This is a genomic window from Vibrio sp. SSH13-20 (assembly GCF_040104475.1).
GTDB lineage: Bacteria > Pseudomonadota > Gammaproteobacteria > Enterobacterales > Vibrionaceae > Vibrio > Vibrio harveyi.
In genome coordinates this window covers 187819-206352 of record NZ_JBECOU010000004.1, presented here as the reverse complement: position 1 = coordinate 206352, position 18534 = coordinate 187819, and the positions used below count along the sequence as shown (strand labels likewise).

At 45.9% G+C, this 18534-nt stretch carries 18 protein-coding genes; 9 read left to right on the top strand and 9 right to left on the bottom strand.

All coding sequences use genetic code 11. The annotated features are described in order from the left end of the window. Window positions 1–17 precede the first annotated feature (17 nt). The 3 genes from fucA to ABMY42_RS12995 all read left to right on the top strand — a co-directional run bounded on the left by fucA (window position 18) and on the right by ABMY42_RS12995 (window position 2886). The gene (fucA, locus tag ABMY42_RS13005; RefSeq protein WP_009698005.1) at window positions 18–665 is read left to right on the top strand and encodes an L-fuculose-phosphate aldolase; all 648 of its coding nucleotides are present in this window, start codon (window positions 18–20) and stop codon (window positions 663–665) included. Between the two features lie 13 nt (window positions 666–678). After that, a complete protein-coding gene (gene fucO / locus ABMY42_RS13000; RefSeq protein WP_049534954.1) occupies window positions 679–1827 on the top strand; it encodes a lactaldehyde reductase in 1149 nt (382 codons plus the stop codon). A 186-nt stretch (window positions 1828–2013) separates the two neighbouring features. After that, window positions 2014–2886 (top strand): patatin family protein, encoded by an 873-nt coding sequence (locus ABMY42_RS12995; RefSeq protein ID WP_005447466.1) that lies wholly within the window; start codon window positions 2014–2016, stop codon window positions 2884–2886. Between the two features lie 19 nt (window positions 2887–2905). Here ABMY42_RS12995 and ABMY42_RS12990 read toward each other — a convergent pair whose 3' ends face one another. The 3 genes from ABMY42_RS12990 to ABMY42_RS12980 form a co-directional block, all read right to left on the bottom strand. Continuing rightward, window positions 2906–3595, bottom strand: coding sequence for a flavin reductase (locus tag ABMY42_RS12990; protein ID WP_005447467.1), 690 nt, complete (start codon window positions 3593–3595; stop codon window positions 2906–2908). Between the two features lie 44 nt (window positions 3596–3639). Further along, complete coding sequence (locus ABMY42_RS12985) at window positions 3640–4140, bottom strand: fasciclin domain-containing protein (RefSeq protein WP_349266392.1); 501 nt, start codon at window positions 4138–4140, stop codon at window positions 3640–3642. A gap of 79 nt (window positions 4141–4219) precedes the next feature. Next, a complete protein-coding gene (locus ABMY42_RS12980) occupies window positions 4220–5701 on the bottom strand; it encodes a deoxyribodipyrimidine photo-lyase (RefSeq protein ID WP_349266391.1) in 1482 nt (493 codons plus the stop codon). Window positions 5702–5810: 109 nt separating this feature from the next. Here ABMY42_RS12980 and ABMY42_RS12975 point away from each other — a divergent pair, with 109 nt between their 5' ends. Continuing rightward, window positions 5811–6116, top strand: coding sequence for a DUF6482 family protein (locus tag ABMY42_RS12975; RefSeq protein ID WP_074051194.1), 306 nt, complete (start codon window positions 5811–5813; stop codon window positions 6114–6116). Between the two features lie 57 nt (window positions 6117–6173). Here ABMY42_RS12975 and ABMY42_RS12970 read toward each other — a convergent pair whose 3' ends face one another. After that, the gene (locus tag ABMY42_RS12970) at window positions 6174–7154 is read right to left on the bottom strand and encodes a rhodanese-related sulfurtransferase (protein WP_272760078.1); all 981 of its coding nucleotides are present in this window, start codon (window positions 7152–7154) and stop codon (window positions 6174–6176) included. A 465-nt stretch (window positions 7155–7619) separates the two neighbouring features. Here ABMY42_RS12970 and ABMY42_RS12965 point away from each other — a divergent pair, with 465 nt between their 5' ends. The 4 genes from ABMY42_RS12965 to ABMY42_RS12950 all read left to right on the top strand — a co-directional run bounded on the left by ABMY42_RS12965 (window position 7620) and on the right by ABMY42_RS12950 (window position 11851). Then, window positions 7620–9878, top strand: a complete 2259-nt coding sequence (locus ABMY42_RS12965; protein ID WP_349266390.1) for a ribonucleoside-diphosphate reductase subunit alpha — start codon at window positions 7620–7622, stop codon at window positions 9876–9878. A gap of 52 nt (window positions 9879–9930) precedes the next feature. Continuing rightward, window positions 9931–10863 carry a ribonucleotide-diphosphate reductase subunit beta gene (locus tag ABMY42_RS12960; protein WP_005447479.1) on the top strand — a complete coding sequence of 311 codons (933 nt, stop codon included), beginning with the start codon at window positions 9931–9933 and terminating at the stop codon, window positions 10861–10863. Between the two features lie 25 nt (window positions 10864–10888). Continuing rightward, complete coding sequence (locus tag ABMY42_RS12955; RefSeq protein ID WP_026000276.1) at window positions 10889–11131, top strand: glutaredoxin domain-containing protein; 243 nt, start codon at window positions 10889–10891, stop codon at window positions 11129–11131. Window positions 11132–11362: 231 nt separating this feature from the next. Next, window positions 11363–11851, top strand: coding sequence for a GNAT family N-acetyltransferase (locus ABMY42_RS12950; RefSeq protein WP_009697997.1), 489 nt, complete (start codon window positions 11363–11365; stop codon window positions 11849–11851). A gap of 82 nt (window positions 11852–11933) precedes the next feature. On the opposite strand, the gene ABMY42_RS12945 is transcribed toward ABMY42_RS12950, so the two are convergent. The 4 genes from ABMY42_RS12945 to ABMY42_RS12930 all read right to left on the bottom strand — a co-directional run bounded on the left by ABMY42_RS12945 (window position 11934) and on the right by ABMY42_RS12930 (window position 14251). Next, the gene (locus tag ABMY42_RS12945) at window positions 11934–12323 is read right to left on the bottom strand and encodes a hypothetical protein (protein ID WP_005447482.1); all 390 of its coding nucleotides are present in this window, start codon (window positions 12321–12323) and stop codon (window positions 11934–11936) included. Continuing rightward, window positions 12323–12529, bottom strand: coding sequence for a membrane protein insertion efficiency factor YidD (gene yidD / locus ABMY42_RS12940; RefSeq protein WP_226982152.1), 207 nt, complete (start codon window positions 12527–12529; stop codon window positions 12323–12325). Before yidD ends, ABMY42_RS12945 begins: the two co-directional genes overlap by 1 nt. A 20-nt stretch (window positions 12530–12549) precedes the next feature. Then, a complete protein-coding gene (locus ABMY42_RS12935) occupies window positions 12550–12765 on the bottom strand; it encodes a DUF4177 domain-containing protein (RefSeq protein WP_005447484.1) in 216 nt (71 codons plus the stop codon). Between the two features lie 190 nt (window positions 12766–12955). Next, on the bottom strand, window positions 12956–14251 hold the full coding sequence (locus tag ABMY42_RS12930; protein WP_349266389.1) for an alpha/beta fold hydrolase: 1296 nt from the start codon (window positions 14249–14251) through the stop codon (window positions 12956–12958). Between the two features lie 253 nt (window positions 14252–14504). Here ABMY42_RS12930 and ABMY42_RS12925 point away from each other — a divergent pair, with 253 nt between their 5' ends. Further along, window positions 14505–15671, top strand: a complete 1167-nt coding sequence (locus ABMY42_RS12925) for a D-alanyl-D-alanine carboxypeptidase family protein (RefSeq protein ID WP_009706471.1) — start codon at window positions 14505–14507, stop codon at window positions 15669–15671. A 103-nt stretch (window positions 15672–15774) separates the two neighbouring features. Here ABMY42_RS12925 and ABMY42_RS12920 read toward each other — a convergent pair whose 3' ends face one another. Beyond that, window positions 15775–18432, bottom strand: a complete 2658-nt coding sequence (locus ABMY42_RS12920; protein WP_349266388.1) for an alpha-amylase family glycosyl hydrolase — start codon at window positions 18430–18432, stop codon at window positions 15775–15777. Between the last annotated feature and the right edge of the window lie 102 nt (window positions 18433–18534).

Here is an 18534-nt window from a genome sequence, read left to right as displayed (position 1 = left end):
AAGGTTAAGGAATAAAAATGAATCGAGTAGAACTTTCCCAACAAATTATCGATACCTGCTTGGAAATGACCCGTCTAGGTTTGAACCAAGGTACAGCAGGAAATGTGAGTGTACGTTTTGATAACGGCATGTTGATTACCCCAACCGGTATTCCTTATGAAAAACTCACTCCAGACCACATTGTGTATGTAGCCGAAGATGGGACTTTTGAAGAAGGAAAGCTGCCATCGTCTGAGTGGTTATTCCATCTAACTTGCTATAAAAAGCGTGATGATGTGAATGCTGTTGTTCATAACCATGCGATTCATTGCGCAGCGGTTTCGATCTTGAATAAGCCAATTCCTGCCATTCACTACATGGTAGCTGCATCGGGTACTACCGAGATTCCTTGTGTACCTTATGCGACATTTGGTAGCGCTAAGCTTGCTCAATATGTTGAAGACGGGATATCTAAGAGCAAAGCAATTTTGCTACAGCATCATGGTTTGATTGCGGGCGAAGCAAACTTAGAGAAAGCATTGTGGTTAGCGCATGAGGTGGAAGTCTTGGCAGATCTTTATCTCAAAACTATGGCTATTACGGCTGATGTGCCTGTGTTGGATGATGCCTCAATGGAAGTCGTGCTTGAAAAGTTCAAGTCTTATGGGTTACGTATAGAGAAGTAAGGAGTGATAAACCATGGCTTTTGCATTAAATCTTCCTAAGCTCAGTTATTCTGGTGTTGGGGCAATAGATGATGCTATCGCGACACTGAGCCAACAACCAGTAAAGCGGGCATTAGTCGTAACGGATAAAAACTTGGTTGAACTTGGTCTTCTTGATCATTTATTTGATTTACTAGATCAAGCCTCTATTGATTATGAATTGTTTGATAAGGTCACGCCAAACCCGACGGCGACCTTAGTTAGAGAAGGCTTATCTCTTTATTTAGAGGCGGGCTGTGATTGTTTTATTGCGGTCGGTGGAGGAAGCCCTGTCGATTGTGCGAAGGCAATTCGTATTGTAGCAGCTAATTCAGGTGATATTGTCGATTACGATGGTGTAGGTAAAGTTACGCAAGCGGGTGATTTCTTTATTGCGATCAATACGACTGCGGGTACCGCTGCGGAAATGACGTCTAATTCAGTGATCACTGATGAAGTGCGCCAAGTAAAAATGGTAATTATCGACGCTAAACAGATCCCAGATATAGCGGTTAACGATCCATTGTTGATGGTTAATTTACCGGCCAATGTTACTGCTGCAACTGGTATGGATGCCCTGACACATGCCATCGAGGCTTATATCACGCCGGGTGCTCATACGTTGACGAAACCGACAGCACTTGAAGCGATTAAACTGATAGCGCAATGGCTTCCTGTTGCTGTAGATGATGGTAAAAACATTGAAGCTCGTGAGCAACTGGCTAATGCGCAGTTTTTGGCTGGCATGGCATTTAATAGTGCAGGATTAGGACTTGTTCACGCAATGGCTCATCAACCAGGGGCGACGCATAACCTTCCTCATGGCGTGTGTAACGCGATTTTGTTGCCACAGGTTTGCGCATTTAACGCTGAAAAATATCCGGAAAGATTCCGTGATATTGCTCAGGTAATGGGAGGAGATATCGCAGATCTAAGTAACGAACAAAGCGCTGAATTGGCGATCACTTTGATTCGTAATTTGTCGAAACGAGTCGGAATTCCTGCTGGTTTCTCTACATTGGGTATCAATAAAGAAGACTGTCATAGTTGGATTGGTAAAGTATTAGCCGATCCATGCCTTGGTGGTAACCCAAGACAGCCGACACCACAAGAAATCGAAGACCTCTACTTATCTTGCCTCTGATTTTGTTTGTTAAATCAGTTTCTTAATTCAGCCTCGTTCATTGTTTTGTTCGAGGCTTTGCACATTTAGTTTTCATTTTAAGAGCCAAAAACACATAGACTTCGCCTATCTCAATAATAAGAATAACCAATTGTTGCTGTAGCACGAATTTCAGTAACCTTTTCAGAGCAATTATTGGGGGGAAACATGGCAACAAAAGCAATCGTAGTCGAAGGTGGTGCAATGCGTGGTGTCTTTGCTAGCGGCGTATTAGATGCATTCTTAGAACAAGACTACAAACCATTTGATTTTGCGATTGGCGTATCGGCAGGGGCTTCAAATTTGATCGGTTATTTGACCGATTACCCGCACCGTAGCATCAACGTCATTACTAAATTAGCAACCAGCAAACGCTTTTTCGATCCTACTCGTTTTTTAAAAGGCGGTGATTTGATCGATGTGAAATGGTTGTTTGAAGAATCAAATCGTTTGTACCCAGTCGATGAAGCGAAACTGTTTGAAGGCATTCCTTTCTTAGCGGCGACAACGAACGTAAATACGGGTAAAGCGGATTATTACCGTGTAAATCGTCATAACTTCCATAATGCGATGGAAGCGACGACGGCACTGCCTATTGCGTACAAGCATACTCCTTGCTTCTCTGGTGGTTGTTATACCGATGGTGGTGTGGCGGATTCCATTCCGGTTCGAGAAGCACATCGTCGCGGCGCTCGTGATATTACGGTTATCCTTTCTCATCCTTTGGCTTATGAGAAAAAGCCGGTAAAAACGCCTTGGTTAATGAAGAAGTTGTTCGCTGAGCATCCACAGATGGCAGAGGCAATGTTGCGCCGTTCAGAGAACTACAACGAATCGTTAGATTTCATTCGTAATCCTCCAAAAGACACGCACATTCGCGTTATTGCACCGCCGGATGAATTCAGTGTACAACGTCTATCAATGCGCCAGTCGGTATTGCTAGAAGGTTACGAAATGGGATTGGAAGCAGGGCGCGCCCACCTTACCAACCGGGCCGGTGAACACGGCTTAGACAGAGAAAACTGCCACTTCTGTATTTAGCTTTTGATGTCTAAAGCGGTTAGTCCATATCAACTTCAAGTGCTCCCCAAGATGAAGGTTCTCCCTCCCTCGTCAGAGGGAATAGGCGAGCGTCTGGTTTGGCATAACTTAACCTATGCAGACGTTGCGTGACGTGGTAGCTGTCGAGCCCGGAAATGGTCACTAAGTCGAGTAGCTCTAGATCTAGGTAGCCATCGGGCATGATGGCTCTTTCAGGTGCGTGTACCATCAACACTTCACCAATCAGCATCTCTGTCTGATTGCTTTCAATCTTGATGTGTTCTCTCAACACCAACCCCATTTTGAGATTGCTCTCTAGGACAAATGGCGCAGGAAACGCATCATCATAGTAAGGAGTAAGTCCTACCGCTTCAAACTCTGATATCTGTTTTGGATAGCGGGCGGAGGTTTGATGTGCTTTTTGGACGAAATCGACGCCGACGGCATTAATGGTGAAGTGCTTGGTATCGAGGATGTTTTCTAATGTATGACGACGGCTTTTGCGTGGACGAACAATAAAACCAAACAGTGGCGGATGTGAGCCTAAGTGGATCACAGAGCTTACGATAGCCAGGTTCTCTTGTCCTTGCCTGTCTCTTGTTCCGATGAGGTTCGCGCTTTTGTATCCCGCAAGGGAGTTGACCAATCGAGTTCTTTGGCGCTGCTCCATCGTTTGTATATCATGCTTTGAGAGTTTGATGTTTTCCATGTCCTAAAAAGGGGCGAGAAACCTCGCCCTTCCATGTTGTGTCACTATTTCGGCATGATGACGGTGTCGATCACGTGTATCACACCATTCTTAGCTTTGACGTCGGTGGCAATTACGGTAGCGTTATTGATCATCACTTTATCGCCCATGGTTTTGATCATCACCTCTTGCCCTTGGACTGTCGTCGCTTTATTCATTTTGACTACGTCTGCAGCCATCACTTTTCCCGGAACCACATGGTAAGTGAGAATCGCAACCAGCTTATCTTTGTTCTCGGGCATGAGTAGCATTTCGACTGTTCCATCTGGAAGCTTAGCAAAAGCTTCATCTGTGGGTGCAAATACAGTGAATGGACCTTTACCTTTTAGCGTATCCACTAAGCCTGCGGCTTTGACTGCTGCGACCAACGTATTGAAAGAGCCATTTGCTGCGGCCACATCAACGATGTCTTCTTTCATCATTCCATGTTCATGTGCTTTCGCTGGCAGTAAAAAAGTTAGGGTGGCGAACAAAACCGTGGTCGTAACCAAGATGCGTTTCAACATAATGCATTCCTTTTGTTGTTTGGGTACCGCTCTCTCCCTGATAAAGTCCCTGTTTGTACGCACGCCCTTTTCTTGGCGATCAACTGGCTTTCTTTTTATTAGAAGAACGGACGTGCTGAGCTAAAATGCGTGTACCTTCCATTTTTACGTCGGTACGTTTTCGCCAAGCCCACAATCGTTCTCTGGCTGCTTTCGCACTCGCTTCTACATCGACTATTGGGGCGAGGTATTTTGAGTCCGGTTCTAACTGGTACATCACGACTTCCATTGCGGTCATTTTCCAAGGTTCAAACAACAGTGGGGTGGGTACCTTGGCGAGCTCCGGAATCCACTTATGAATGAATTCACCATCGGCATCGTGTTCTTGTGCTTGTTTCGTCGGATTGTAGATGCGGATGGTATTGGTGCCCGTCACTCCAGCCTGCATTTGAAATTGTGGATAATGGATGCCCGGCTCAAAGTCGAGAAAGAGCTGCGCTAGATGAGTTACGCCATCGCGCCAGTCCATGTTCATATGATGTGTTAAAAAGCTCACTAACATCGCACGCATACGAAAGTTGATGTATCCGGTGTGATGAAGGCAGCGCATACAAGCATCGACGAGAGGTATGCCAGTGATTCCCTCCTTCCAAGCCTTTAGTCGGATTTGGTCGAGGTTGCTCGCTTGGCGAAGCAAAGGGTCATAGGCTTGGTTCACACAGCGAAATTCCATCTCACATTCAGATTCAAATTTCTGCATAAAATGACAATGCCAATGAAGCCTTGAAGACAACGCAATTAGGCTGCGACGAAACCCCGTCACTTGCCAATGTTGCAAGAGGTACTGATACACTTCTCGAAGCGAAATATTACCCCATGCAAGATAGGGAGAGAGGCGAGTACAGGCTGTTCGAGATGCCGTCGGGTTGGAAATACTGCGGTAATAATCTCGTCCTCGGCGTTGAAAAAAGTCTTCCAATGTTTGCCAAGCGAGTGAGCTCCCGCCAGTTTGCATGCCTTTTACTTTTTCTAACCAAGAAGGGGGAGGAGTAAAGGTGAAATCTAGCGCGTCGATGTCGAGGGTAATAAGAGAAGCGCTTTCAAGTTCAATCTTTTCTATGGGAGCTCGCATAACGGTATCCCAGTGTTTGTCCCAGCCGAATCGGTCTTTTGCGCCTCGCACAACTGCGCCATGTTCAAACTCATGCCATAGAATGCCTTGTGCTTGAAGCCATGCTGATACTTGTTTATCTCGCTCAAACGTACAATTCAATCCAATTTCTTGATGGGAGAAAACGGCATTGATGTTGAATTGTTTTTGAATTGCACTCAAACAATCCCGAGCATTGCCAAACATTACTGAGATCTTTTGATCATGTTGGGCAAGCTGTACGTCCATATCTTGGAGTGACTGCCAAACAAAGCGCCAATGACGTTCGGAGTAATGTGGGTCATCTAGCAGCATGGGCTCAAAAATATAGAGCAGCACTGTTGGATTCTCAGAAGATAGAGCATGCTGCAAAGGAAGGTGGTCGGTCAGGCGTAAGTCGCGTTTTAGCCATACTAAGTTGATTGTTTGCATCGGAGCCCTCACTGGTTTTCCGACTTCTACGCATGAGAGAGGCAAATTTCTCACTCGGTGATCGATTTTATTACGGTTGACGTAGAGGCACGGAGCAAGGAGGTGCTTTATGTCTATGCCACTCAGTAAACTGGAAAAATTCTTCTATATCGACAAGCTTGTCATCCACTCTCTCGATCTCGCTTTGTATCAGGTTTCAGTATTTGTCGATGGAGAAGAGCACTTTGTCACAGATGACAAAGGGAAGTTTTTAAGGGCGCATTCGATACTGGAGTTGCAAAAACAGTGTCGTAATTTGAAAGCGAACAAACAGGTGCTTCGCCAACAAAGTGCCTATGATGAAATGGTTGGGCAGCCAAGCAGGAGTGGCACTAATGAGCTAGAAGTGTTGCTGAAAGGCAACGACCTCTATTGAAATTAGATTGAAAGGGGAGAAAGTGCGAGCTAGGTTTGTTAGCTCGCACCTTACTAATTACGCTTGTTTACGCTGTGCGTCTTTCTTCGCCAGTTTTTCCGCGCGTCGCTGTTCACGTTGTTTGGCACTTTCACCACCGACGTGTTGTTCGCCACGAACCGCTGCTAACGACACTTGCTTTTCACGTTCGCGGAAGCGCGCTACTTGCTCTTCACTGTGTTTACCAAAACATTTCGGGCAGCTTACGCCTTGCTCAAACTGCTCTGATTGTTTGTCTTCTTCCGTGATTGGTAGTCGGCAAGCATTACACAAGTCGTAGTCGGCTTTTTCTAGCTGGTGGTTCACCGCAACGCGACCGTCGAATACGTAGCAGTCGCCTTCCCACAAGCTTTCTTCTTCTGGTACTTCTTCAAGGTATTTCAGAATACCGCCTTCTAGGTGGTACACCTCATCAAAGCCCTGCTCTTTCATGTAAGCAGTCGACTTTTCACAGCGGATACCCCCAGTACAGAACATCGCGACTTTTTTGTGTTTCTCAGGATCCATGTTTTGTTTTACATAGTCAGGAAATTCGCGAAACGTGTCAGTATTTGGATTAACTGCACCTTTAAATGTTCCGATCTCGATTTCATAGTCATTGCGAGTATCAACCACAAATACTTCTGGATCAGCAATCAGCTCGTTCCAATCTCGCGGCTTCACGTAGGTGCCAACGACATGGCGAGGATCGATGCCTTCAACGCCCAATGTCACGATCTCTTTCTTTAGCTTCACTTTGGTGCGGTTAAACGGTTGAGTATCTGAGTACGACTCTTTGTAAACAATACCAGTAAGGCGAGGCTCGGCATTTAGCCATGCAAGCAGTGTATCAATACCTTCGCGTTTCGCTGCAATCGTACCGTTAATACCTTCACTCGCCAGTAGCAACGTTCCATGTACACCGTGGGCTTCCATTAGTGCAAGCAATGGCTCGCGTAACTCTTGGTAGTTTTCCAGTTCCACAAATTTATACAGGGCGCAGACAACATACTGACTCATGATTATTCCTTACTTTAAAAGGTTGATGGTTCGACGACTCGATACCTAACAATTTTAGCGGCTCGGAGTATACCTGAGTAATTTAGTCGGAAATACGGACAAACTATGCGGATATTTTTAGTCATGTTTCCCCGGCGTTTTTTTCAACAAATTTCAGCGCGTAGCATTGGAAGTTAAAGGGTGTGAAAGTTTGAACTAGATCACATTTGTTATTCTTTTCTAGAAATGAACTAAGTTAATGAAAATTAAAGCTTTGCGGAAAACTTCATCACTTTATCAGGGTTGCGGTGCTTGTCTCTAATTGCAGTTCCTGTCGAGCTTGGTGTCGGTGTCAATATATTTCCTTACCCTCTCCATGGTCAGTTCTAACTTTTAAAAAACTTTCTTGTAATGATAACCATTATCATCTAGATCTATTGCGTACATATGGTGCTCAATATTTAAACTACACACAAGATATAGATTATGGACGTTATAAAACGAGATGGACGGAAAGAAAAAGCCAGTCTAGATAAGGTGACTCGAAGAGCCGAAGCGCTGGCTGATGGACTAAAAGTCGAACCTATTGCGGTTGCACAACGCGTGGTAAGCGGTTTGTACGACGGCATTAAGGTGACGGAAATCGATGTGTTCCTCGCTGAAACGGCAGCAAGCCTTGCGACGGAACACCCTGATTATGCCAAGCTTGCGGCTCGCGTGATGGTGAGTTCTCTGCAAAAAGAAACCAGCGGATACGCAACTGCAACACGTGAGCTCTCTGAAATCGGTATTCTTTCCGATACTTACGTCGACTTTGTTGCCAAGAATCAGTTTGCGCTCGAAGACATGATTGACTACAAACGCGACTATCAGTTTGATTATTTCGGCTACAAAACTCTCGAGCGTTCCTACTTGTTGAAAGTAAAAGGTGTGGTGGTTGAACGACCACAAGATATGTTCATGCGTGTAGCGGTCGCTGTCGCGGGTGACGATCTTGAAGAAATTAGAGAGCTATACGATTTGCTCAGTCTTGGCTACTACACCCACGCTACGCCAACGCTGTTTAATGCTGGCTGTAAGATGCAGCAACTGTCTTCGTGTTTCCTATTAGCGATGCAAGAAGATTCCATTAACGGCATTTACGACACCCTCAAAGATTGTGCGCTGATTTCTAAATCGGCGGGTGGCATTGGGCTACACATCCACAATATTCGAGCGACTGGGGCGCCAATTATTGGTACTAACGGTGTGTCGAATGGCATCGTGCCAATGCTGAAAGTCTTCAATGAAACTGCTCGCTATGTCGACCAAGGTGGCGGTAAGCGCAAGGGCTCGTTTGCGGTTTATCTGGAGCCTTGGCATGCGGATATCGAATCCTTCCTCGATTTACGTAAAAACCACGGTAAAGAAGAGTTCCGCGCACGTGATTTGTTCCTCGCTCTATGGGTGCCAGACTTGTTCATGGAACGTGTCGAAAACGACGCGGAATGGACTCTGTTTAGCCCACACAATACCAAAGGTTTGTCTGATTTATACGGCGCTGAATTTACTCAGAAGTACCAAGAATACGAGCGTATGGGCTTGGGCGTGAAGACCATCAAAGCCCGCCAATTGATGACGCAAATCATTGAGTCGCAAGCTGAGACGGGAACACCGTACATGCTCTACAAAGATGCGTGTAATGAAAAGTCGAATCAGAAAAACCTCGGCACCATCAAATCTAGTAACTTGTGCGCAGAGATCATGGAAGTCTCAACACCAGATGAAACGGCGGCTTGTAATTTGGCGTCTATGGCACTGCCTAAGTTCGTCACAGACACGGGGTTTGATTTCGACAAACTTCACCAAGTTACCAAAGTCGCGATTAAGAACCTCGACCGCGTTATCGATGTGAACTATCACCCAACCGATAAGATTGAAAAATCGAACCACGCGCATCGTCCTGTTGGTTTGGGTATCCAAGGTTTGGCGGATGTGTTCTTCAAAATGCACCTTCCATTCGATAGCGAAGAAGCATTGCAGCTTAACCGTGACATCGCGGAAACCATGTATCACGCCTCCCTTGAAGCGTCTTGTGAAATCGCGGCGCAAAAAGGCGCGTACTCCAGTTATGACGGCTCACCAATCAGTCATGGTCAGTTCCAATTTGATCTGTGGGATGAACAACCAAGCAGCCGCTGGGATTGGTCACAGCTCAAGCGCCAAATCGCAGAGCATGGTGTGCGCAACTCGTTACTGATTGCTCAAATGCCAACGGCGTCGACAGCGCAAATTTTAGGTAACAACGAAGCGTTTGAAGCGCAAACCAGCAATATCTATAAACGCCAAACATTGTCGGGTGAGTTCATCATCATCAACAAACACCTGGTCAGCGATCTGGAACAGCGCGGACTTTGGACGAGCAAAATTCGTGACGCCATTATTCTTAATAACGGTTCAGTACAAGGCATCGATGCCATTCCAGACGATCTTCAATCCGTGTATCGCACCGTGTGGGAAATCTCTCAGAAAGTGATCATTGATATGTCGGCAGAACGCGCCCCGTTTGTTTGCCAATCGCAAAGCCTCAACTTATGGCTAGCATCACCAACGTTCGCCCAAATCAATGCGATGCACTTCTACGCGTGGAAACGTGGTCTGAAAACCGGCATGTACTACTTGCGCTCTAAGCCATCGACGAATGCGGTGAAAGTCACCGTTGGTCAGCAAAGCGAAGATGAAGAGTGCCTAAACTGCGGCGCATAAACCTATCTCGTCAATTAAAAAGATTCACATCAACCGAAAGTAAGGAAACGGTATGATTGTTAAAAACAAATTTAGCTTGTTCCCCATTCAATACGAAGAGATTTGGCAAGCGTACAAAACTCACGAAGCGGCTTTCTGGACCACAGAAGAACTCGATTTTGCTCAAGATCTTGCTGATCTTGCCAAGCTGACCGAAGGCGAAAAGCACTTCATTCGACATGTGTTGGCGTTCTTTGCTCAGAGCGAAGGGATGATCAACGAGAACTTATTGACTCGATTTTATGGCGAAATTGAAATCGCAGAAGCGCGCTGCTTCCTGGCTTTGCAGGCATTTAATGAGGTCATTCACGCAGAGACTTACGCACTGCAACTCGAAACTTACATTCCCGATGTTGAAGAGCGTGAGCGCTTGTTCAATGCGATTGAAAACGTCCCGACCGTGAAGCGTAAGGCGGAGTGGGTAATGAAGTGGATCTCTTCCGATAAACCATTGGCAATGCGTTTGATCGCCTTTGGCTTGGTGGAAGGCTTGTTCTTCGCTGGCAGCTTCTGTGCCATTTACTACTTCCGTAAACGTGGTTTGCTGGCTGGTTTGGCAGCAAGCAATGACTTGATTGCCCGTGATGAAGGGTTGCACTTTAGCTTTTCTGCGCTGCTATTCAAAACCTTGGGGCAGGGTAAAGTGACACAACAAGAGTTTGAAGAGATTTGCCGTGAAGCCGTTTCAATTGAGAAAGAGTTTGTAACGGAAGCCCTACCAGTGGACTTGATTGGTATGAATGCTGAGCTGATGTGCCAATACATTGAGCACACTGCTGATGTTATCGCTGGTTTGTTTGGTTTCAACCCGATCTTTGGTGCGGAAAACCCATTTGATTACATGCGTTTATTGGATATGGAAGGAAAGACCAACTTCTTCGAAAAACGCGTTACTGAGTACAAACGACCTCAAGATCGCCAGTTGAGTTTTGATGCAGATTTCTAACGGCAAGGAATAGCAGAGAAGAGTGATGAAAATAGAAATGTACAGCAAGGAGCAGTGCTCCCAATGTGAAACCGCAGCAATGTGGTTGCAGAATCAGGGCTTTAACGTGGCAACGCTCAAGTTAGGTGTGGAGTTTGAGCGGGAAACCTTGTTCGAGTTATTCCCAACCGCAAGAAGCTACCCGCAGTTTATGCTTGATGGCGAACCCATTGGTGATTTCAGTCGCTTAAAATCGGCACTCGCTTTTGAGCAAAGCGCTGCTTTCTAAGTTAGGTCTCTAATCCCCTTTTATTGAGAAAAGGGGATTTTTATTTCCACTTAAATTTTGTGGATGTTCAAATTATCAGTAAAAACTCGTAAAACTGTTGAAAACGTACTCGACATAAATGGTCGAAATTTGTACTGTTGATTCGCTTCACATTCCTAAAACTTCTTATCCGATAATCAGTTGAAGCAAAGATCTGTGCTTGATACAGGTCGGTTGGCAAAGGAATTCAACATGCAACAGTTTCATATCAGAAGACTAAGAGAAGAAGACGTCCCACTGTTGAAAACGCTCTTGGTCGAACTCGACACTTCTCACCATGATGCTGAGCCAGATTTCTACCGTTCTCCGGAAGAAATGGCGCAGTTAAGGGAAGATCGCAACATCTTCGATAAATATTTTGATGGCAGCATCACGGCTTTTATAGCTTGTTCGAACCGACAGGTGGTTGGTTTTATCTCTGGTACCGTGCGAGAGGTAAACTCGATTCTCTCTCCGGAAAGACGCGTTGGATATATCAATGAGTTGGTGGTGTCTGAAAGCCACCGTAACTTAGGTATTGGCTTATCTTTGATGGATAAAATCGAGAGTGATTTGTGCAGCCAAGATATTGAAGAGCTCGGTTTAACCGTGGCGTCATTTAATCACGAAGGTGAAGATTTCTACCATAAGATGGGCTACCGAGTGATCACCAAAATGATGACCAAGCGAGTCAAAGACTAACGCCACATTATGTTGTGAGACACGCTCCCCAACCTTAAACTGAAAATGCCAAACGTTGGGGAGTGCTATATCGTTTAATCATCTAGTTTCTTCGCACTTCATTGAAGATTTCACAAGATAACTGATAATTGTGCTGTCTTGCTATTTTCTGTGAAAAAAACAATTGTGGTAGTTCATATATAATGAGTAACGCGAGGATAAGGAACGCACTAGGATGTCCAAGAACAAAGCCAACGATACTTACGATTAACAATATTAGCTCTAAAGCAAACAAAGCATATTTACCTAGGTAGCAATGGTGAAAACCGCCAAGAAAGAACCAGTTTAACGTTGCGTAGGTATCGGGGTCCTTGAGACTTTTAGACTGGCGTTCATAGAATTCTTTCTTTTGATGTTCAGGTAATGAGTTTACCTGACTTCTCAGTAATTCTTCCTGTTTCTCTAGCTGTTCAATTGGCTCAAATAAGCGCATTACGGTACCTCGTCATATATTTTTTCAATGAGGTCGGGTTGGTTACACCGCTTAATTCTTGCCAAACCAAGTTTCCAACCTTTTATTGCCCCATACTTAGCAATACATTGTTTGGTGTACTCTGAGCAAGTGGGCTCAAAATTACATTCAATATTCAATAACTGCTTTGAACCACCGCTAGCCTGGTAGCGATGGATCAATTTCAAAGAGATATATTTAAGCAAACTTATCGGCCGAGAGTGATAATTACAGCCTCACGCTTCCAAAATAGCATAAAGCGTTTTTGTTCCACTACTTGGAATACAACTTGCCAACCATCTTGTGCGTACTTGTTCAGCTCTGCTTCCATCTTTTGTACAGGCAAGCCACTTGCACCTAGTAGAATTGTGCCGCAACCACCTTCAACAATGTGAACCACTTTATATTCTGTAAACTTTGTCATTTTTATAACCAACTAATTTAATAAAAACAGGATGTTACAATAAGAAATAAAATGCATCAAGATGCATTTGTCTGGTTTGCCTAATGGTATTTATTAATATTTGATGCTGAACTAAAAACGCCTCTCTATCTTGTGATAAAGAGGCGTTTTTCTATCTAGGTTTTTTTGGCGAATTCTGAGCGCTAGCTGCTCATTTCAACGTTGCTGCGGTTTGTTTACCCATCGCAATTAACTTGTCGAGAATGCGCTCACCATCTGCACGGAGACCGTTGTGCTCATATTCATTGGTGATCCACGCTTTTGAGTTTGGCATTGTAGCGAGTGTTTCGCGGCTAATGTCCATTTCTACAAACATATCGTCAGCATAGACAGCGCAGCTCACAGGCACCTTATTGTTTGCCAGTTGCTGCGCATCGTATAACGGCGTCCAATCGGCTTTCTCTGCCAGTAATTCTGCCGCTTCTTTCAGTGGCTTTAGATTCACGTATTGATCGAACATCCAAGGGAAGACCATTTCTCCGGTGAAGTAGAACGGCTTGCCTTGTTCGTAATTGAACGCGTTGTGTTCTTGACGTACTCGGTGCGCGCTCCATTGAGAAGCAAACCCTTGGCAGTAAATCGACTCGTGCAGAATCGCGTAAATTGGATTGGTCTGGAAGTTTTGCTGCGCCAACATGTCGTTGAGGAATTCATAACGAAGCTGAGGTTTACCGTTCACTTCAATCAAGGCACTTTCTAGCCAGTAGTAAGTTGGCAAGAAGGTATCACTGACACCAAAGTTAATCCCAATTTGTTGGAATTGTTCGACAGTAAAACGCTGACCATTTGGCAGAAACTCTTCGTGCTCCAATAAGTGATTGGCAATGTTTTGGGACAGTTGCTGCGCTTGTGGGAATTGCTGGAAGAAGGCTTGGTTCTTCTCCATGGTACGCTTGAATGTTGCGTGATACACATCATCCGCATGACGAGAAACCGAAGGCACACCACCCGTGATGTAGCTTTGGAGCAAACTGTTCGGGAACAGCGATAGGTAAGTTAGTGAGCAGAAACCACCAAAGCTCTGACCCAAAATCGCCCACTTCTCAACACCAAATTGTTCACGGATAAATTCCGCGTCGCGAACAATGTTGTCTGCGCGGAAGTGGCTTAAGTAGTCTGCTTGTTGCTCCGATGTGAGGTGCGCAAGCGTCTGGTGATTAATCACGCTGCTGTTACCAGTGCCGCGTTGGTCGAGCAGCAGTACACGATACTCACTCAGAGCGCGCTTGATCCAACCGTTGTTTCCGTTTGGACGAGGAGAAGGGAAGCCCGGACCGCCTTGAAAATACACTAACCACGGTTTGTCGGAATCTTCATCGCCGACTAAACAAACGGAGCGAGCGAAGACGTTGATCGTGCCTTTGCTTAGATCTTGGTAATCCAGTGGCACGGTGAATGAGTGGGGTGTGTAATGCAGTCCTGCGTCGATAAATGATTGAGCGTTCATTGTTATGGTCTGTCCTTGTTTATAGTCGCTTTACGATATCGAATTCCTTATTAGAAACAATAGATTTGTTGTAAGAACTCGATTTTTGAAGCCTGAAAGGCAAGGAATGGCACTCAAAACAGAAACTCTTCGATCTTTCCGTGTTGGTATGCACTGAGTGAACTATGATCTGATAAGTGCAGTTTAGACATCACTGTCTTGCCGTTTTTATGAAACGAGACATTTGGCGGTCATTGACCATGGAGGATGCTTGATGAACACGTCACTAACCCGAATCACGCTCGCTTGTTTATTACTACAGACCATCAGTGCCCCTGCATTGGCAGTTGTAACGCCGAATCCGCCTCAGTTACAGGCAAAAGGCTATGTGTTAATGGACTTTCAGTCCGGTGCCATCATTGCGGAGCAAAACGCGCGTGCCGGATTAGCTCCAGCCAGTTTAACTAAGCTGATGACCGCTTACGTCGTGGGGCAAGAAATCAAATCTGGGCGGCTTCAATGGGATGATAAAGTGACGGTGAGTGAGAACGCGTGGTCAGCCAAATTCCCAGACTCCTCAAAAATGTTTATTCAACCTAAAGATGAAATCACCGTTGCCAACCTAATGCGTGGTGTGATCGTTCAATCTGGTAATGATGCTTGTGTGGCGCTCGCCGAACATGTTGCCGGTAGTGAAGGGGCGTTTGTCGCCTTGATGAATGGTTGGGCGGATAAACTCAGCCTGAACGATACCTACTTCGTTAACTCGCATGGTCTAGATAGCGAAGGCATTCAAACTTCTCCTAATGATATGGCGACGCTGATGCAATCCATCATCAATGACGTGCCCGAAGTCTATGCGCTTTATAGTGAGAAGGTATTTAAGTGGAACAAGATCACCCAATACAACCGCAATAAACTGCTGTGGGACAAATCAATGGATGTCGATGGCGGCAAAACGGGCTACACCAGCAATGCGGGTTACAGTTTGGTGAGTTCTGCTAAGCAAGGGAAGATGCGACTGATCTCGGTAGTAATGGGAACGCCAAGCAAACAGTCACGCATTAGTCAGTCTAAGAACCTGCTTAGTTATGGCTTCCGCTTCTATGACACCAAACAAGTGGCAAAACAGGGGGAAGTTCAGGCGAGCGCTAAAGTGTGGAAAGGCGATGTCAGTGAGATTGATTTGGGCTTCGCTCAAGATGCGTACCTGACGCTGCCTCGCTCTTTAACCGCTGGTTTAGACAAGAGCGTGGTCGTGAATGAGCCGCTGATTGCACCCATCGCAAAAGGGGATGTGGTTGGTAAAGTCGTGTGGAAGAGTGACGATAAAACCGTCGCGAGCTATCCGTTGGTCAGTAATCAAGCTGTGGAAGAGGGCTCATGGATTGGGAAGTTATGGGACAGTTTAGTGCTGTGGGTGAAGTCGTTGTTTAACTAGCGCAAGGGCGAGTTTCGCGATAGTGATTTCAGAATTTCAAACAAAGAAAAGCAGCTCGAAGGTGAGCTGCTTTTTGCTTTCGCGTTTATTGTGGTTTCAGTGATTATTCAGACAAGGTGATGATTGGTAAGTCATCCCAAATCTTGCTCTCATCCGAAGCGCCGCCAGAGAAGTTCCAAGGACCTTTGTCTTGTTCCAGTGGACGGTAAGTGGCAGACAATCCATCCAAGTCCCAAGTTGTCACATAGAATCGAATACCATCCAGTGAATCAGGTCGACCCAGCGCGTCACTCGCGAAGTCCATCGAAATGGTGTTGTTGGCTTTGTCTACCGTCACCATTGGTGCTGGCGTTACTGCTTCGCCCCATGTTGTCGCGTTTGCGCCTTGGGTGTTGTAAATCGAGCTTTGCCAGCCGAAGACCACAGCATTGCGACTCCATGTTCCGCTTGGCATAGAAGCGTTGATCTTAGGCAGTTCCGTTAGGTTGGTTGCTGCTTCTTCCGGTAAATCAATGAAGATGGTGAAACCAACGTGGTCAAAGCCATTTGGCGGCAACCAAGTATCGGTGATCTTGTCCATGGTGAAGGTCAAGCGTACGTTACTGCCGACGGTAAACACCTCGGCTTTGTTGATTGCGAGTTGGCTGTTGTCTTTGTCGAACGTTGGATCCGTTGGTAGCGAGTAGTTACCGTTAGGACCGCCCATACCATCTTGTGCATCACCTGCGTCATCAATCGTGTCGTCTGGCGTGTTTGACCAGCTTAAGTCCGACACAAAGTTCACATCTTCAATGCCTGCTTTTTTCTCTGTGGAGTATATCGCGAAGCGGTGTTGCTGTTCGCCAATTGCAAAGTGACGGGTAGATAAAGTCACGCTGAATTGACCGTCAGCACCTACGGTAATGGCTTGTGCTGTTTCTAGATTACCGTCCACGACAAGGTTTAATTTCTCGTTTGCGTTAGCAGTACCAGCAATCACGATGTCATCAGTGATGGTTTGTCCTTCCCAATCCTGTGCCAGTTGAATGTTGAGGTCTGGTGTATCTACCGATTGGGTGTCGTTAGTTTTTGAGTAAATTACTGCTGATTTGGCTGGCAGCTCAAGGGTTACGTGACCATTTTCATCGGCGATTAACTGCTCTGGAGCGTCTGCCCAGTTAGACATGATTTGTTGTTGGAAGACGGTGCCGCCCGCTTGCTCTACATCGAGTTGGTTCATCAACATCGGGGAATTCGATGTGTTCATTACCACCAAGACTTCGTCGTTATCCAACGTTCGGGTAAAGGCGAACACACCGGCGCCAGCTTTATCGCTGCCAATCACTTTCATTTCGCCGCGTGTCATGACTTTGTTTTCGGTACGTAACTTAGCAAGCTCTTGGATGAACAAGTACATCTCGCTGTTTTGGTCGAATGAATCTACGTAGTCGCCGTCTTCACGGTAACCGCCAGCAAACATTGCATCGCGCGCCGCTGACATTGCCTGTTCAGTACCTTGGTAAATCACAGGGATGCCCGGTACCGCCATCATGGTAATCAGCGCTTGTTTCATATCGTTGACGCTGCCTTGCGATAGAAAACGCGGCATATCGTGGTTATCAATGAAGTTCGGCATGATGTATGGATTCGGGAACATCTCCATCATTTTCTCAAGACGGAAGCGTAAGTAATCGGTCGGTTGTCCTGCTGCAAACACGCGAGTCATGGTTGCTTGCAATGGGAAGTTCAACACCGAGGTTAACTGCTCCGGTGAGCCGCTTTCACCGATGTAAGTTAGCATCTTCTCTTCGCCTTCGGTGTTGTAAGGCGTAGATGTTTCGAAGACTTCACCAAAGGTCAGGAAGTTATCACGACCAGTATCAACGGCTTGAGTCATCACACCATCGTCGGCGTGCAGGAAGTCGTTCCAGAAATCGTGCTCAACAAACTTCACGGTATCGATGCGGAAACCGTCAACGCCCACCTCGCGGATCCATTTACGGTAGCTCTCTTTTAGATAAGCGCGTACTTCAGGATCGGACGTATTTAGGTCATCCAGATCCGACAGTTGCCAGGTTTTTTCTTGGACGGGATCGTTGTGGTCGGTGATGCTTGGTGTCCAGTGGTAAATGCCCGTGCCATCTTCTTTACACTCATTCATGTTGAGCGGATAAGGCAGTTCTTGCCCTGCTGGCAGCGCATTTTCAATCAAGCGGAAACCTTGGCAAGGTAGGCTAGGATCGTAATTGTATGGGTCATCGTAAGTGAAGAAGTTACCAACGTGGTTGGTCACGATGTCTTGAATCAAGAACATGTTACGAGCGTGCACTTCTCGCGCTAACGCTTGGTAGCTTCCCATGTCACCAAAGTGCTCATCCACTTTTTGGAAGTCACGCGCCCAGTAACCGTGGTAGCCGCCATAGTTTTGTTCTGCATCCCACCATTGGTTTGCCACTGGCGGTGTAATCCAGATAGAGGTAGCGCCTAGGTCTTCGATGTAGCCCAGTTTGTCGCTGACACCAACAAGGTCACCACCACTGAATTTTTTGTCTGAGGTAGGATCGTACTCATTCTGACCTTGATCGTTAAGCGTGTTGTCGCCGTCGTTAAAACGGTCGATCATCAAGAAGTAAATGATCTGGTCTTGCCAATCAGGAGATGCCACGTGGCTTCCTGTATCGGCTGGCGTAGTTTCATCGCTACCACAGCCAGAAAGAGCTAGTGCGATCGCTAAAGGTAGTATTTTTATTTTATTCATAGGGTTAGGTAAGATTTCAAGCACGGTTTTTGTCTCCGTTATGCAGCAATGTGGAAACGATAAATCAAAGGTTTGAAATTGAGAGTGTCATTTGGCGCCAAAAGAGACGTGAAATGATGTCACGAA